General features: G+C 45.2%; 16 protein-coding genes and 2 tRNA genes. 5 read left to right on the top strand and 13 right to left on the bottom strand.

The genetic code is table 11. From position 1 onward, the window contains the following. Nucleotides 1-8: 8 nt before the first annotated feature. The 5 genes from HRQ91_RS05355 to HRQ91_RS05335 form a co-directional block, all read right to left on the bottom strand. The gene (locus tag HRQ91_RS05355) at nucleotides 9-947 is read right to left on the bottom strand and encodes an MBL fold metallo-hydrolase (RefSeq protein ID WP_210120600.1); all 939 of its coding nucleotides are present in this window, start codon (nucleotides 945-947) and stop codon (nucleotides 9-11) included. Between the two features lie 315 nt (nucleotides 948-1,262). After that, nucleotides 1,263-1,344 (bottom strand) — tRNA-Tyr (locus HRQ91_RS05350). Nucleotides 1,345-1,355: 11 nt separating this feature from the next. Next, nucleotides 1,356-1,430 (bottom strand) — tRNA-Thr (locus HRQ91_RS05345). 170 nt (nucleotides 1,431-1,600) lie between these two features. Beyond that, the gene (gene aroH / locus HRQ91_RS05340) at nucleotides 1,601-1,984 is read right to left on the bottom strand and encodes a chorismate mutase (RefSeq protein WP_210120599.1); all 384 of its coding nucleotides are present in this window, start codon (nucleotides 1,982-1,984) and stop codon (nucleotides 1,601-1,603) included. A 23-nt stretch (nucleotides 1,985-2,007) separates the two neighbouring features. After that, nucleotides 2,008-2,829: a hypothetical protein gene (locus HRQ91_RS05335; RefSeq protein WP_210120598.1), complete on the bottom strand. Its 822-nt coding sequence runs from the start codon at nucleotides 2,827-2,829 to the stop codon at nucleotides 2,008-2,010. A 146-nt stretch (nucleotides 2,830-2,975) separates the two neighbouring features. Between HRQ91_RS05335 and HRQ91_RS05330 the strand changes: the two genes are divergently transcribed. Then, nucleotides 2,976-3,329, top strand: a complete 354-nt coding sequence (locus tag HRQ91_RS05330) for a hypothetical protein (RefSeq protein WP_210120597.1) — start codon at nucleotides 2,976-2,978, stop codon at nucleotides 3,327-3,329. Between the two features lie 76 nt (nucleotides 3,330-3,405). Here HRQ91_RS05330 and HRQ91_RS05325 read toward each other — a convergent pair whose 3' ends face one another. Then, nucleotides 3,406-4,143 carry a thiamine diphosphokinase gene (locus HRQ91_RS05325; RefSeq protein ID WP_210120596.1) on the bottom strand — a complete coding sequence of 246 codons (738 nt, stop codon included), beginning with the start codon at nucleotides 4,141-4,143 and terminating at the stop codon, nucleotides 3,406-3,408. A gap of 38 nt (nucleotides 4,144-4,181) precedes the next feature. Here HRQ91_RS05325 and HRQ91_RS05320 point away from each other — a divergent pair, with 38 nt between their 5' ends. Then, the gene (locus tag HRQ91_RS05320) at nucleotides 4,182-5,597 is read left to right on the top strand and encodes a CCA tRNA nucleotidyltransferase (protein ID WP_210120595.1); all 1,416 of its coding nucleotides are present in this window, start codon (nucleotides 4,182-4,184) and stop codon (nucleotides 5,595-5,597) included. 6 nt (nucleotides 5,598-5,603) lie between these two features. Here HRQ91_RS05320 and trpS read toward each other — a convergent pair whose 3' ends face one another. Continuing rightward, entirely contained in the window at nucleotides 5,604-6,689 is a 1,086-nt protein-coding gene (gene trpS, locus HRQ91_RS05315; protein WP_210120594.1) for a tryptophan--tRNA ligase, read from the bottom strand. A gap of 160 nt (nucleotides 6,690-6,849) precedes the next feature. Here trpS and HRQ91_RS05310 point away from each other — a divergent pair, with 160 nt between their 5' ends. Next, nucleotides 6,850-8,379 carry a bifunctional folylpolyglutamate synthase/dihydrofolate synthase gene (locus tag HRQ91_RS05310; RefSeq protein WP_246473292.1) on the top strand — a complete coding sequence of 510 codons (1,530 nt, stop codon included), beginning with the start codon at nucleotides 6,850-6,852 and terminating at the stop codon, nucleotides 8,377-8,379. A gap of 27 nt (nucleotides 8,380-8,406) precedes the next feature. On the opposite strand, the gene alr is transcribed toward HRQ91_RS05310, so the two are convergent. Next, nucleotides 8,407-9,558 carry an alanine racemase gene (gene alr / locus HRQ91_RS05305; RefSeq protein WP_210120592.1) on the bottom strand — a complete coding sequence of 384 codons (1,152 nt, stop codon included), beginning with the start codon at nucleotides 9,556-9,558 and terminating at the stop codon, nucleotides 8,407-8,409. A 111-nt stretch (nucleotides 9,559-9,669) separates the two neighbouring features. Between alr and HRQ91_RS05300 the strand changes: the two genes are divergently transcribed. Then, complete coding sequence (locus HRQ91_RS05300; protein ID WP_210120591.1) at nucleotides 9,670-10,638, top strand: hypothetical protein; 969 nt, start codon at nucleotides 9,670-9,672, stop codon at nucleotides 10,636-10,638. A gap of 10 nt (nucleotides 10,639-10,648) precedes the next feature. Further along, the gene (gene thrC / locus HRQ91_RS05295) at nucleotides 10,649-12,061 is read left to right on the top strand and encodes a threonine synthase (protein WP_210120590.1); all 1,413 of its coding nucleotides are present in this window, start codon (nucleotides 10,649-10,651) and stop codon (nucleotides 12,059-12,061) included. Nucleotides 12,062-12,070: 9 nt separating this feature from the next. On the opposite strand, the gene HRQ91_RS05290 is transcribed toward thrC, so the two are convergent. The 5 genes from HRQ91_RS05290 to HRQ91_RS05270 form a co-directional block, all read right to left on the bottom strand. Next, nucleotides 12,071-12,571 (bottom strand): deoxycytidylate deaminase, encoded by a 501-nt coding sequence (locus tag HRQ91_RS05290; protein ID WP_210120589.1) that lies wholly within the window; start codon nucleotides 12,569-12,571, stop codon nucleotides 12,071-12,073. A gap of 69 nt (nucleotides 12,572-12,640) precedes the next feature. After that, a complete protein-coding gene (locus tag HRQ91_RS05285; RefSeq protein ID WP_210120588.1) occupies nucleotides 12,641-13,420 on the bottom strand; it encodes an ABC transporter ATP-binding protein in 780 nt (259 codons plus the stop codon). Then, complete coding sequence (locus HRQ91_RS05280; protein ID WP_210120587.1) at nucleotides 13,417-14,427, bottom strand: ABC transporter ATP-binding protein; 1,011 nt, start codon at nucleotides 14,425-14,427, stop codon at nucleotides 13,417-13,419. The genes HRQ91_RS05285 and HRQ91_RS05280 overlap by 4 nt, the downstream gene beginning before the upstream one ends. Next, nucleotides 14,424-15,236, bottom strand: a complete 813-nt coding sequence (locus HRQ91_RS05275; RefSeq protein WP_210120586.1) for an ABC transporter permease — start codon at nucleotides 15,234-15,236, stop codon at nucleotides 14,424-14,426. The genes HRQ91_RS05280 and HRQ91_RS05275 overlap by 4 nt, the downstream gene beginning before the upstream one ends. Continuing rightward, nucleotides 15,233-16,186: an ABC transporter permease gene (locus HRQ91_RS05270; protein WP_210120585.1), complete on the bottom strand. Its 954-nt coding sequence runs from the start codon at nucleotides 16,184-16,186 to the stop codon at nucleotides 15,233-15,235. Before HRQ91_RS05270 ends, HRQ91_RS05275 begins: the two co-directional genes overlap by 4 nt. Nucleotides 16,187-16,198 lie beyond the last annotated feature (12 nt).

The following is a 16,198-nucleotide window of genomic DNA, read 5'->3' as shown; positions in this document are numbered from 1 at the left end:
CTCTTTAACTACAATTTAACGACGAGACCTTCGACAGCCAAAAAAACCTGAAGCTTTCCCCGCACTATATAATTTACGTACCAACGGGCGGACTGCAGTATAGAATCCAACTTTTGATCGTCATAGATAGGTTCGTGATGAAACAAGTACAGCTGTTTGACATTCCAGCCTATGGCAAAATCAATTGCAGTGCAAAAAGCCGAATGTCCCCAATTCTCTTTGAGCAGGGCTTCTTCAAGCGTGTATTGTGCGTCGAACACAAGTACGTCGGCGTCGCTGAACACGGCTTTAAGATCGTCGGAATATTCAAAAGATTTTCCCGTCAACTCAACGTCCGTCGCATACACGAATTTTTTACCGTCTTCCACAAAAGCGTAGGAATATGAATTACCCGGATGCGACATCTTACAGCAAACTATGGAAACGCCGTCGACAGCAAACGGAATTCCCGCCCTTATGCGGTGAAATTTAATCTTTTTGGAACAACTTTCCCATTTTACGGGGAAATAAGGGCTTTGCATTTGAAACGCTAAAATACGTTCGGCGGCTGGAAATATAGAATAAATATCAAACGAAACTTCCGGATTGTATATCGGATCGAAAAAAGGCAGTCCTTGAATGTGATCCCAATGAAAATGAGAAAAAAACATGTTGTAATGTTTATCTTCAGGAATCGGAGAATTCTTGCTCATCACCCTAAGCCCGGAACCGGCGTCAAGTATGAAATTCTTTCCTTTTCCGCTGACCAGCTGTACGCACGGAGTATCGCCGCCCGTAGTTCCGTAAAGCCAATCGGGTAAGCTCGCAATAAAACGCTCCCTCGAATCTTCGGAAATTATATCGTTCGGAGTAATGCGCTGAACTACAGCCGATATTTTTTTTTGTATCTGTTGGGATGTCAAACACGTAGGAATCGAACCTCTTACACCCCAAAAATAAATTAACAATTTTCACCCTCGCGATCTTAAGAACGTATCAAACATTGCACGGGACGAGTTTCATGCGCACAGTTTAAGATTAAATCGAACGGCGCTCTTTTGCAACATGTTGAGATAAATTGTTCCTTCTCATTATTCAGATTAAAACATAGACATGGGTTTGTCAAACCCGTTTTTGACAAATAAGCGAATCCCGCTTTCTTTTTGCGACAAGAAAAACATTTTCTGCTGACCGTGATGTGAAAAGAGCACACTAATTACACTGTGCAATTTTAATCCGAAACCGTCCGAAAACATTTATGAACGGTTTCAAACAGCGTATTTTGGGGAGTGAAGGATTCGAACCTACGAAGGCTGAGCCAGCAGATTTACAGTCTGTCCCCTTTGACCACTCGGGAAACTCCCCATTATTCGAAAAGCCAACTCAGGGATTCGAACCCTGGACCCCGAGATTACAAATCACGTGCTCTGGACCAGCTGAGCTAAATTGGCACAACGAACGAATGCTATACTATAAAAAAAAAAGAAATGTGTCAACGCCTGCCCCGATGTCGCTATGTCCGCGCAGTGTCGATGTGCAACTATGATGCGCACTACGTCGGGCACGGTGCCTGTGATGCCGCGTGGTATCGGTGCGGCATTCCGGCAACGAGCGCGGCTATTTAGCACGTCTTAAAAATATCAGGACGCAATGCGGCAGCCTTTCCCATAAAAACATGCTTTACGTCGGATCCTTCGCTCATGTAGGCCGTAACTAGAACGCGGATCATAAGAGGCATGGAATTTTTTACCTTGGGTTCTTCAGCGCAAAACAAAGCGCATTTTGACACGTCAGTGCCGCAATCAGATTTTCGTAAGGCAGTAGCCGCGTTCAAAGCGCTTATATCGTCGGTCATGGTAAACTGGATCGAAACAATATCTTCGGAAGATATTTTATTTTCTTCAAATACGGCCTTGCACATATCGCCTACACATTTTTTAATCGAATCTTCCGTATCTTCCACGTTTACGGCTCCGCGAATTCCGTATAATCTTTTTTCGCTCATAAGCCGGCTCCCTTCCTAAAGTCCTAAAGCTGCGGCAGAGATTCCAAAGAAGCGCCGTTTTTAACTATGTCCAACAGTTCAGGGTATTTACGGAACAGTTCTCCCAGCCGCTCAAGACGGCGTATGTTGCGGTCGTCCTTGGAAATTTCTTCGGCTTCTTTTTTTGCGGACAATACCAGTTCCTTATCCACCGACTTTCGGTATTCATAAAAAGATTCCCGCGCTAAAGAGTACATATTCATATCGGGTATTTTAGAGTTTTCAAGCACAAAGGCCGATATTTCGACTTGATTTTTAAGGGCGAGGTCTTCGAGCATACCTTTAAAATCGAAATTTCCGGCTTCAAGTGACGTAAACCCTTCTTTTTTTTCGGCCGCCTCCATGAGTGCTCGAGCAGCCGTTTCTGCCATTTCAGAGGCGATCGAGTCGAGCATGGCCGACAGATCTCCGTCCGACATAGCGTTGTTACTTTTTACCGCAGAGACAACACCGTCGGGCAAAAAACGCAGCGATATTTTAAAATTAAAAGAATATGAAAAATCGGGATCCTGCTTGATCTGCATCGAATATATCTCGGCGGAAGGCAATTCGCCTTCGATCGGCTTTGAAACCGTATAAGGCGAAAGCGAAAAGATACGAATTTCGGTATTGGTGGGCAGCAGCGTTTCCCAAGTCCATGAAAAAACACCCGGTTTTATAGGTTTTTCACGTATTCCGCCCGTTTTTGAAATTAAAACTCCGCAAGTGTCGGGGCGCACCCTGTATTGAACCCAGCCGAAATAAAACACGGTTCCCGCAAGAGCCAAAACAAACACAAATATGAATATCCTTGAAAATGTTTTCATTTTTTCCTCAAATAAAAACGGTAAGGCAGCTTGTGCGATAAAACTTATTTTGCACTGCGCCTTGACCTGTCTGAATGCTGTCTTGTAGTATATATTTAACCTAAATTATCCGCAAGGCGCAAAAAGACTTAAAGATTATGGATAATATGAAAAATAACGAACAGCGGCTTCCTCTTCTTTTCAGACTGACAAGACGATGTGTTCTTTTTTTTCTTTTGCTTCTGACTGCAATCTTATTGTTTTATATTACGGGAAATTATCAATTTTTTTTGGATTCAAGCCAGCTCCTTCTTCTGCGTTTAAGCGCATTTACGGCCGTTGCTTTGTTTTTCTTTTCAATCTGCGGCGCAGCCGAATCTTTTTTTTATATTTTTAAACATACCGGCAAAAAAAAGATCCTGTTTATCGTTTACGCAGCTGTCATGATCTTATTTTCATTTGCGGCTCTGTTTACGGCTTTTTGGACGAGAACAATAAATTTTATTTCGGGGGGAATGTAGTATCAAGGACTTGTCAAAAAACTTAGCTAAAGCGGGGTCTTTCGTACGCGTGAGAGCATACGTTAATCGGCTGCTTTTAGGCAGTTCCACTAATTACCGCAGAAACAAGCGCCGTAACGGGAAATATCAAAAGAAAAATTCCTTCGATCACGCTGAGTTTTACAGGCATGCCTTCTTTATAATTTTTTTTTGAAATCCTGTTGCTTATGCTCGGCATCCCTTTATTTCTAAAACACCCGCTCTCCCATTCAAGGCCTGAAGAATTTATTTTGCCTCCGCTTCCGGAACTTCCGTTTACCCTGGCTATGGAAATAGGATCTTTGGGAGATACGCCTGAAACGTCAAATCGGCTTCCCTCCGGCGAAAACCATACCGCTTGGGATCCGCAAAGCCAAACCGAAGGGCGCAATTCGGTTGCAAACAAATCTAAAATTCCGAGAAGGTGATCCAAACGTCCGCCGTTTCCTCCCACAAGGGTGATAAATTTATGTTCTTTTGATCGTTTTGCATACGAATGCGCATGTTCAAGGGCCAGTTCAGTGTCCGTATAATCTTTATACGGATCATGCAAAATAATTTTTTCCGAAGGATACTTTTTTAGCCTTTTTTCAGCCGAAGGAAGACTGTCCATGTCTCCGAGTATGACATCGGGTGAAAAATCGTATTCTTCCTTCCAAAATTCGGCGTAGGCTTCACAAGCGCATAAGCCGGAATCGGCCGCGACGACATAATCGGGACAGGATGTGCTTTTCCAGTAATTTTCGGTCGTTTCAGGCAAAGGAAAGCCGCCCCCTGTAAAAACAACTATATGCATAGACGCCCCCTCAAAGTTTTCAGTATAATTTGGCACATATGAGGCCTATCATCAAGCACATAAAAATTCCGCATAAATTAAAAAAAATGAACGAGCTTTTTACGAAATCGGGGTTCGAAGCTTATCTCGTGGGCGGAGCTGTGCGCGACACCTTGCTGCATAAAAATGCTACGGATTGGGATATAGCCACAAACGCAACGCCAGAACAAGTCATGGCGATTTTTCACAGAGTAATACCCACGGGGATAGAACACGGAACCGTCACGGTTTTTTTTATGGGCAGCAGGATAGAAGTTACTACATACAGAACCGACGCAGGTTATTCGGATGGGCGTCATCCGGACAAAGTTATTTACACTTCGGACATAAATGAAGACCTTTCCCGCAGGGATTTTACAATGAACGCCGTAGCGGTAAATCTTTCGACTCAGGAAATAACAGACCCGTTTAAAGGCCGGCAGGATATAAAACGAAAGATTATAAGGACTGTAGGCGATCCTGTAGCGCGATTTACGGAAGACGGTCTTCGCCCCGTAAGAGCGCTTCGCTTTTCGGCTCAGCTGGGGTTTGTCATTGAAAACGAAACGTTTAAAGCGATATCCTTGCCTGAAGTAAAAAAAAAGACTGCAGGCGTTTCAATCGAACGCTTTCGCGATGAATTTATAAAGATGCTCGGCGCTCCGCGTCCTTCCATAGGCCTTGTTTTTATGGAAATCACGCAGATGCTGGAACAGTTTTTTCCCGAGCTTGCGCTGTGCAGGGGCTGCAAACAGAGCGACATACGGGGCTTTCATGACTTCGACGTGCTCGATCATCTTTTTTACGCGTGCGACGGAGCGCCGCAGGACGACCTTACAGTGCGGCTTGCAGCCTTGTTTCACGACGTAGGGAAACCCCTTGCCAAAAAGACCGAAAAAACGGAAAAAGGTGAAATTTTTACTTTTTACAACCATGAATCGATTTCAGCCGACATAACAAAAAACATTCTTACGAGACTTCGCTTTCCGAACGCAACCGTAGACAGCGTGTGTCATCTCATAAGGCAGCACATGTTTCACTATGAAAGCAGCTGGACCGACGCCGCAGTGCGAAGGTTCATAGTCCGCGTAAAGCCCGAATACGTTGAAAGGCTTTTTGAATTGAGGCTCGCAGATATTTACGGGATGCACAACATGCCGGTAAGGCTTCACGACAGCGTAGTCGGAGAAAACCTTTCGGAATTAAAAGAGCGCATTTCGGACGAGATAAAAAAAAGCACGGCTTTGGGAATAAAGGATCTTGCCGTAAACGGTCAGGATCTTATGAGCGAGGGAATTCCTTCCGGAAAAGACATGGGCAAAATCCTGAATTCACTTCTGGAAAGCGTTCTTGACGATCCTGCTCAAAACAATAAAGAAACTCTTTTGAACATCGCAAAGCGCTATTATCAGAACATTCACCGGAACGACAACTAGATCAGCTTAAATTCTCATATTCATGACCGTTCTTACTTCATCAAGGGTCTTTATCGCAATTTCTCTGGCGCGTCTTATCCCGTCTTCAAGGACGCTTTTTATATAGGCAGGATCGGCTTCAAGTCTTTTTCGTTCCGCCCTGAGAGGACGAAGTTCTTCGTTCAAAACTTCGGAGAGCATATTCTTAAGCGCGCCGCCCCCTCCCGTTCCTATCCTTGAAGCAATTTCGGAAGGATCTTCTTTTGTGCACAAAGAAATAAGCATTAGAAGATTCGCAACCTCAGGGCGGTTTACGGGATCATAGGTTATGTTTCTTTCTGCGTCCGTCTTTGCCTTTTTTATCAAAGCGGCCGTTTCGTCTTCGGACGCGGACAACATGATTGCGTTCCCCCTGCTCTTGCTCATTTTTTGACTGCCGTCAAGTCCCAAAATACTCGGCGTTTTGCTGAGCAAGGCTTGAGGTTCGGGAAAAACGGGATTTTTAGGACTGTATTTTTCGTTGAAGCGCCTGGCTATAGTCCTTGTCAATTCCAAGTGAGGAAGCTGATCCTTTCCTACGGGAACTACGTTTCCTTTGCAAAACAATATGTCGCACGCTTGATGCACGGGATACGTATACATTCCCTCGTTCACGGTCTTTAACCCTGCCGACGAAATTTCTTCTTTTACGGTAGGGTTTCGGCTTAATTCGGCGTTGGACACAAGCGTCAAAAAGGGTAAAAGGAGCTGATTGCATTCGGGAACATAGCTGTGCGGGTAAATTATCACATCTTCGCCGGGAACAATTCCCGCCGCAAGATAATCGATCACAAGTTGTTTCGTATTTTGCTCTATTTCCTGAAAAGCGTCGTGATCCGTGAGAACCTGATAATCGGCTATGAGAATCATCGTAGGAATACCGAGTTTGGAAAGGCGAACCCTGTTTTGCAGCGAACCGAAATAATGCCCTATGTGCAGCCGTCCTGTAGGACGGTCTCCCGTCAAAACACGGTATCTTTTAGGATTCGCGGAAATATCAGCCTCAAGCTTTTTGCTTCTTTCAACTGCCGCTTCATAGCTGCCGTTCGCGCCGTAATCTATTTCTTTTGCCATTTAAGCCTCCCGCCTCTTACCTTATTTTAATTTTTGATCGCATTTTTCTGAAAATATAACACATACGGCTTATTTACTCTATAAGTTCAAATTCCTATAATTAATCTCTAAAACCGCAGTTTTAGAAGCAGCTCTGAAAATGCGATACGGAGAGATATTTGTGTCAGATGCGTCAAATTCAAATATGGATAAAATTGAAAAATGGTTCGATTCGTTCCTGAATTTTGAAAAACTGCCTCAAAAAAATATGTTTTGGCTGGATACCGTCAAGTTTATGTGTCGAAAGCTCGGCGATCCGCAAGACGAAAGCCCCTGCGTTCACATTGCGGGCTCTAAGGGAAAAGGCTCCGTTTCCGCAATGATAAGCTCCATACTGGAAGAAGCGGGATACCGAACAGGGTTATACACTTCCCCTCACATACTCGAATTTACGGAGCGCATAGGAAGCGCACATGGAAAATTTGAAAACGAAGTCTACGAAGCTGCCTTTGACGAGCTTAAAAACTTAATGAGCACAATTACAGGCGGCAACGTAAGCGGCTCCGGCGGACATATCGCCCGTTCCGGCAATTCCGTAAACTTACGCGATTCACTTGAAACTGTGACAAAACGGCCCGTAACATGGTTTGAGCTTGTAACGGTCTACGCTTTTTTATGCTTTAAACATGCGCATACGAATTTCAACGTATTTGAAGTGGGAATGGGAGGACGCCTTGACGCGACCAACGTCATAGTTCCCGATATCTGCGTTTTGACGCCCATTGAGCTTGAACACACACAATTTTTAGGCGATACAATCGAAAAAATTGCCGGGGAAAAGGCGGGAATAATAAAAGACAAAATTCCCGTTATATCCGCCGATCAAAATATCGAAGCGGAAAACGTTTTTAGAAAAAAAGCTTCGGAAAACTGCGCCCCCCTGAAATTCGTTTCGGAGATGATGGACAAGAGCAAATGCGGTTTTTCTTATTTGACCGGCGAAAACTGCGTCTCGGCGCCAAAGCTTGAACCTGAGCGTATAAAAAAGTATACAAGTTCACAACTTTTCTACAATACCGCGTCCGCCGCCCCCGCGCCTTCTCCTGCAAAAACCGTAAGGATGAATATCCGCATGGATTCCACGCTTTTCAGCCGCCCGATATCCGCCGACTTGCAACTTTTAGGACGGGTACAGCTTGAAAACGCAAAGGTCGCGGTCTGCACAATAAAAACCCTGTTCCCGCTCATAGATGAAAGTATTATTGAAAGAGGACTTGAAAAAGCGAGGCTTCCCGGCCGCTTTGAAATAGCGAACGAAGATCTTGTTCTAGACGGAGCCCATACCGTTAACAGCATACGCTTTACAATCGACACTTTTAATTCGGTCTTCGAACAAAGAAGAGCCCACCTCCTCTTTGCATGCGCGGCTGACAAAAACGTTTTCGACATAGCCCTTGTTTTTAAAAACCGCTTTGAAAAAATAACGCTTACCAAGCCGGGAAACGCCAAGCAATCCGATCTTTCAAGCATGCGCGAAGCGTTTAAAAAAGCCGGTCTTAAATTTACCGAAAACGAAGACCATATTTCAGCGATAAAAAACGCTTTAGACGATGCAAAAAAAGACGGCTCCGTCCTGCTTGCGACAGGTTCGTTTTATCTTGTGGCGGAAGTAAAAAAGATAATCGACGACCTCGCCTCAGGGAGGCATTGAAATCTCCGTGCGAATAAAACCGACGTTTTAGCGGTAAACTCTCGGGACGCGCTTTGATATTCCCGTCATGACTTCATAAGAAATAGTGCCGGAAATCTTTGCGACGTCTTCCGCAGACAAAATAGCGCCTTCTTCCCTGCTCCCGAAGATAACCGCCCTGTCCCAGCGCTTGACGCCGCCATTATTCATACCGATTTCAATCATACACTGATCCATGCATATTCTCCCGCGCACGGGATAGAGTTTTCCCCCGACGGCGACTTCCAGTCCCGGAGAAAAACAGCGCAAAAGCCCGTCCGCATAACCCACGGGAAGTATGGCGATGCGGGTTTCGGAACTTGCAGTCCAAGTATAACCGTATGAAACGGAACTTCCGCTTTTAAAATGTCTTAACGCGGCGATCTGCGTTTCAAATGTCATAACAGGGCGCAAGTCGGTATGAATTTCTTTTTTGTCAAGATATTCTTTAGTTATTTGCCCCGGATAATATCCGTACAAAACTATCCCCGGTCGGACCATATCAAGATGCGTTTCAGGTAAAGAAAAAATCGCTGCGGAATTGGCGCAATGCCTTATTCCCGGGTCTGTTCCCGAATCGGCTACCGCCTTCCATGCTTTTGTGAACGCTTTTATCTGGTTTTCGGTATATATAACGTCATCCTTGCCTATCCCGTCCGACGAGGCAAAATGTGTGCACATCCCTTCCAATTTTAAATTGAGACACTTATTTTTAATAAAACCCGCTACAAAAGCGGCTTCTTCAGGCGCACAGCCTATCCTGCCCATACCGGTATCTACGGCCAGATGGACCGGAAAACCGTGTTTTTTCAATTTGCCGGCGGCTCGTTCAAAAAGATTTACGTACTCGCAGTCGAAAACGAGAGGCGTAAGATTATTTTTCACCAAAAGCTCGATTTCTCCGGGCGCGCACAGGCTTAAGACAAGGATAGGAGTATTTATTCCCTCAGATCTGAGTTCGAGACCTTCGTCTGCGGCGGCTACCGCAAGAAAGTCGACACCTTCTTCGAGCAATTTTTGCGCCACACGTACTGCGCCGTGTCCGTAAGCGTCCGCTTTTACAGCTGCACATATCTTTACGTTTCTTTTTACTAAAGAACGTACCGTCCTGAAATTATGACTGAGATTTTTAAGATCGACTATGAGTTTTGTGCTCCGCATGTTTTCAAGTTTAAAAAAAACAAAGAATTTATACAATAGGCTTGAGATTTTTGATAAATCGGCATACAATGATTTTTAATAAAAATTCCAAACTGCTTTCCGGAATAAAATATGAAAAAAAATATTCTTATTGCAGCCGGTATCATACTTATGGCCGGTAGTTCCTGTAAAACCTCAAAAACGGCCGTAGAATCTTACGACGCCGTTCCAGACACGCCTACGGAAACGATTTCCGTCCCGGTTGAAGCGGTAGTCTACATTAAATCCGAAAAAGAACTTTTTGAAGAAAAAACAAAAGACATCGCCTTATCGATCAATTCGTCTCCGGCGCAAACGATAAACGGTGCGGATTTTAAAACTCCTTTTTCAGTAAAAGTTAAAAAGACCGACGGGAGTCCCGTTGAAAATTTTCCTATTCTGGTAAGATATCCTTCAAAAAATGAAAACGGAAATATTTCTTTTTCCGAAGAGGAACTAAACACCGACGCCGAAGGGATCGCAGTTTATATTCCTGAAACTCCGTCTTTTTCATGCAATACACGATTGGACTTTTTACCGTACGTTCAAACTTCGGATGAAGAAGTGATAAAAGCGGCAGCTTCTCTGGGGGTTTCGGCTCCGTGGAAGGTCAGAACAAATTTGGCAAGAAAAGGAGGTCTCATAGGGCTTGTGGACTACAACGCCAAAGGCTCCGCTCTTGCGGACACGCTTTCTTCGTCATTGCTTTTAAAAGAGCTTATGAACAAAGGCTTTTCCAACATAGGGAATTTCGATATCCCTAAAAGCATGCTCAACGATAAGCAGGCAGTCTACAAGCACGTCAACAACATAGTCGGTAATTCCGTTTCATATCTCATATACGGTACGATAAAGTATTTGTCGCCGATTGAAAAAAACGATGAGACTTATTCCTGTACGCTTGAAGCCGATATTTCCTGCATGGATACCAAAACCGGAAACATTCTGTATTCTACCGTAAAGTCGGTAACCGCGACGGACACTACCGAGTGGAAGGTCATAAGCAGCGCAAGAGCCGCTCTTGCAAAAGAACTCGGTCAGGCGATTATTTTCAATATGTGAGGAAAAAAAATTGATTTATACCGATACCAGAGACAGGGCTGTAAAAGCGGATTTTAAGACGGCGGTCATAAACGGAATGAATTCCGCGACGGGCGGGCTGTATATTCCAGTTTCGTATCCCAAGATGGACAAGGATCTTTTAAATAAGACATCCGAGCCTTCGTTTTGCGACATAGCGTTCAATATGGCTAAACCCTATGTGGACAAAGAAATTCCCGACAGCGAATTGAGCGCAATAATACAGGACTCGTATCCGTTTATTTCAAAACTGGTTCCCATAGATCAAGTAACCTATGTGCTGGAGCTGTCTCACGGGCCTACGTGCGCGTTTAAGGACTTCGGCGCGCGCTTTATGGCGCGGGTAATGGCATACTTCAACAGAAACGAAGATAAGAACCTTCACATATTGGTGGCGACTTCAGGAGACACGGGAAGCGCCGTCGGCAGCGCTTTTCAGGGCGTGGAAGGCATAGACGTCACGATTTTATATCCTGAAGGAAAGATAAGCCCGCTTCAGGACAAACAGCTTTCGACGTTCACGGGGAATGTAAGAGCCATAAGGATAAAAGGCACGTTTGACGACTGCCAAAAGCTTGTAAAGACGGCCTTTACGGATGAAGACCTACGCAAAAAGCTCCGCCTTTCTTCTGCAAATTCGATAAATATATCAAGGCTTTTGCCGCAAGCCTTTTATTACATGTACGCCGCTCTCGCCGTTAAGAACAGATCCAGACATGACAATACGATCGAAAACCCTTCGATAATAACCTGTGTTCCGTCCGGAAACTTCGGTAACCTTACGTCGGGTCTTATCGCCAGAGAAATGGGCGCTCCCATCGAGGGCTTTACGGCGGCTACTAACGAGAACCATACCGTGCCCGATTGGATTGCGATGGGTAAATACAATGCGCGCCCTTCCGTAGAAACATACGCAAACGCAATGGACGTAGGAGCTCCGAGCAACTACGAACGCATCGTTTCCATGTATACGCTCGATCAGATAAGACACATGTTCGCCTCATACTGGCTTGACAACGAGGGAATAATAAGCGCGATAAGAGAATGTAACCGTAAAACAGGCTACATAATAGATCCGCACGGAGCCGTCGCATGGAAAGCTTGGGACGATATACGAAACGGAGCGATGAAAAGGCTTTGCGAAGGCCTGAAAGGCGATTACAAGTCTCCGGGACTTACGCCGAACGTTCCCGACTGGGCGAATTCGGTGACGGGGAAAAAAGCCGTGGGAATAGTTCTGGAGACCGCTCACCCTGCAAAATTCGGCGAAACGGTGCAAAAGGCTATAGGAAGAGAGCCCCCCATGCCTTCGAGACTGGAAGCGGTTCTGCGGCTGCCCGACAACGCCGTTTCAATGGAAAACGACTATGAGCAATTCAAGTCGTGGCTGATCGAAAACCTATAGAACTTTGAACTACATATTTTTATAAGTCTGCACGGTGTCGTTCACGTGCTCAACCGCTATTCCGGCTTGTTTAAACATCTCAAGCGAATCCGCTTCGTCGTGGTAATGATTTTCGCATACGACGCGTTTTATTCCGCAGTTTATGATAAGCATGGCGCAGGTGCGGCAGGGAGTCATCTTGCAATACAGCGTGGCGCCTTCGATGGCGATTCCGCACTTGGCGGCCTGACATATTGCGTTCTGTTCCGCATGCACCGTTCTTACGCAATGCTGCGAAATCGTTCCGTCCGAGCGGAGCACTTTGCGCATGAGATGTCCTACTTCGTCGCAATGAGGAAGCCCCGCCGGCGATCCCACATAACCGGTAACTAAAAGGCGGTTTTCTTTTGCGATGACGCAGCCGGAACGACCTCTGTCGCAGGTGGCTCTTTTGGCCACGGCACGGCAAACTTCCATAAAGTATTCATCCCACGTAGGGCGCACATACTTTTCATTTGAATTCTCACTCATTTTATCCTTCCCCGCCTATTTAGCGGCGTCTTTTAAACTTTCTCTAAAACTCAACAAAACACCGCCGCATCAGCCTATAAGTTTTGCACAGTTAAAAAGCTCTTTCGTGTACGGATGACACGGAGCTTTTAGTATCTGTTCGACGGAACCAGTTTCTACGATTTCCCCCTTATACATGACGGCGATACGGTCGGCCATATAACAGACGACGTTCAGATTATGCGAAATAAACAGATATGTCAAAGAAAACTGTTTTTGAAGTTTTTTTAGAAGATCCAAAACCTGAGCCTGTATCAACACATCCAGCGACGAAACGATTTCGTCACAGACGACGAACTTAGGACTCAAGACCAAGGCCTGCGCGATCGCTACCCTTTGCCTCTGCCCGCCGGAAAGGGTTTCGGGGCGTCTGTCTTTCATAAAAGGATCGAGCCCTACGTTCTCCATTATCCTTGCTACAAGTTCTTCGCGTTTTTCTTTCGTATTATTTACTCCGTGAATATCAAGGCCTTCCCGGATAAGAAACGAAAGCTTTTTTTTGCCGTCGATCGCAGAATACGGATCCTGAAAAACAATCTGGCAATTTCTTCTGAAATTTTTGCGCTCCTTTCGGTCAAACTTTGCGGTGTCTTTTCCGTAAAAGAAAACGCGTCCGTCTGAGGGTTTTAAAAGATCCAGAAGCATGTAGCCCAATGTCGTCTTTCCGCAGCCCGATTCCCCCACAAGGCCGAAAGTTTCTCCTTCATTTATGGACAGCGAAACGTCTTTTACGGCCGTATTTTTTTTACCGAACCGGCTTACATAGGTCTTATGGAGGTGTTCGCAGCGTATAACCGTATTATTTTTCATACATCCTCAAGAACATTGTGAAGATGACAGTACGCCTTGTGAACGCCCATACCCGCCCCTGTTCCAGACTTAGAAGTACAAGCGCCCGCCGCCACGGAACCTCTGCGATAGCACACATACTTTGCAGACGGCCACCTTTCATACAGATACGAATAATCTTCCGGCCTGAAATCTATGGGAGGCACACAACCCTGTATCAGCGACAATTCGGTATTTCTTTTTTCGGCAGAAGGCAGAGCTTTTAAAAGAGCCTTTGTGTAAGGGTGTACGGGATTTTCAAGCACATCTTTTGTGCCGCCGCATTCGAGAATAGAGCCTGCGTACATTATGTAAACCCGCGTACAGAATTTTTTTACAAGAGCAATGTCATGGGATATAAATAAGATGGAAGTTTTAAATTCTTCGTTTATCTTGCAAAGCGCCTTCATTATCTGCAGCTGAGTAGTCGCATCAAGCGCGGAAGTCGGTTCGTCGGCAATGAGAAGCTCGGGTTCGTTCATCAAGGCAGAGGCTATCATAATACGTTGACGCTGTCCACCGGAAAGCATGAACGGATAATCGTCGTACATGTTTTTTGCGCCAGACAGGTTTACTTCTTCCATGAGTTGAAGCGCCTTTTTTTTTGCAGACGCTTTGTCAAAACCGTGAACGATTCCCGCTTCTGCGATCTGCCGCCCTACCTTTACCAAGGGGTTGAGAGACGTCATAGGCTCTTGAAAAATCATTGAAACATTTTTTCCGCGAAAAGAATTCCACTGTTTTCGTGAAAACGAAAGCACGTCCCTGCCCGCAAGTTCTATTTTCCCGCTTATCACCGCGTCTTCGGGCTGCAGCCCCATACAGCTTAAAGCCGTCACGGTTTTTCCGCAGCCGGACTCCCCTACGAGAGCTGCTATTTCTCCCTTAAAGACTTCAAGAGAAATGTTTTTTACGGCGTAAGCCTTGCGGCCTCTCATCATAAATGAAAGCGAAAAATCTTTTACATCGAGGATCTTTTCAAAACTCATCTGTGCGCTTCCCGCACGGAAGTTATTCCGTCGCTTATAAGAGTAAAACCCGTCACGAGAAGGACTAAAAAAACGGCAGGGATTATTATCAACCAAGGAGCTGAAAAAATAAAATTCTGTGCGTCGCTTAGCATCTTTCCGAAGCTCGCGTACGGCGGCTCAACTCCAAGCCCCAGATAACTTAATCCCGCTTCGTTCATGATCGAAACGGCAAAACTCAAAGAATATGTGATAAGCAATTCGGCGTAAATATTCGGCAATATGTGCATAAAAATTATGCGAAAAGGTGAAGCTCCCCGCGCTCTTTCCGCAAGAACTAAGGCGGAATCGCGATATTTTATAAAACCGCTTCTCGAAATGCGTGCAAAACGAGGAAGGTTCATTATGCTGAGGGCCAAAACGGTGTTGCAAAGCCCATTGCCCAAAACCGCGACAAGCATGAGCGCAAGCAAAATTCCGGGAAAGGCCATGAGCAAGTCTATGAATTTGCTCGTCACGGCGTCGGCCTTTCCTCCGAAAAATCCTCCGGCGGCGCCTATCGCCGTTCCAAAAACAAGTCCCGCGCCGGAAGCCGTAAATCCTATAAAAAAAGAAATTCTAAGCGAAACTGATATTCTGCATGCAATGTCGCGTCCAAGACCGTCCGTTCCCAAAATGTGTTTTGCCGAAAAAAAACTCAGTTTTTTTGCTATGTCTACGCCGTTAGGATCGTAAGGAAGATAAAACAAACCTATGATCATAAAGGTAAAAAGAAAAGCGACTATGAATGCGCCTGCTATGATTTTTATGTCGGAAAAAATCGCCTTCATTCTTTAAAACCCCTCAATCGTATGCGCGGATCGATAATCGAGTACAGTATGTCAATAAAAAAATTACATAAAACTACGACGATCGAAAGGTACAGCACCAATCCCTGTATTAGAGGAAAGTCTCTGGAATATATGGACGAAGCGAGCATCCGCCCTATTCCCGGAAGAGAAAAAATATTTTCGACTATAATGCTTCCGCCTAAAATTTCCGAAACGAGCATTCCCAAAACGGTTATAACGGGAATAAGCGAATTGCGTAGAACATGATTGACAAGGACGGCTCTTTCTCCCATGCCCTTGCTGCGCGCAGTGCGCACATAGTCTTTGCCGAGCTGGGCAAGCACGCTTGAGCGCATGTAACGTACCAATATCGAAGCGCTCCCGAATGCAAGCGAAATCGAAGGCAAAAAAAGCGATTTAAGACAGGCGACGGGATTTTCAGAAAAAGGCACGTATCCCATGGAAGGAAAAATCTTTAACTTTACTGAAAATACGACAATAAAAAAGACTGCGGCGCAAAATGCAGGAACGGAAACTCCCAACTGCGCCAAAACGCTTACGGGAAAAGAAAATTTCTTTTTGTCGTGAGCGGCAAGCCATATCCCCGCCGGTATTCCCACGGCTGCAGTGATTATCAATACTAAAAGAGAAAGCTGGAATGTAACGGTAAAAGCGCCGAAAACTATCGCATTTACGCTTTTTTGATACCTAAAAGACTGCCCCATATCTCCTTTAAGCAAATTTTTTATCCATAGAAAATAACGAACGGGCGCGGAATACTCCAAGTTCATTGAAGCGCGCAAATTTTCAAGCTGAACGGGATCGGCGTCCACTCCTAAAATGGCCGCTGCGGGATCGCCCGGCAACACTTGAAACACGGCAAAGGTAATCACTGAAATAAGAAAGACCGTCGTCAAAAAACCGGCCGCTTTTCTAAAGTAGTAAAGCAATTACGTTCCTCG

Origin of the sequence: Treponema parvum (genome assembly GCF_017893965.1) — a bacterium.
In the GTDB taxonomy this organism is placed as follows: domain Bacteria; phylum Spirochaetota; class Spirochaetia; order Treponematales; family Treponemataceae; genus Treponema_D; species Treponema_D parvum.
Note: the sequence above shows the minus strand (reverse complement) of the source record. Positions and strands in the feature narration are given on the sequence as shown.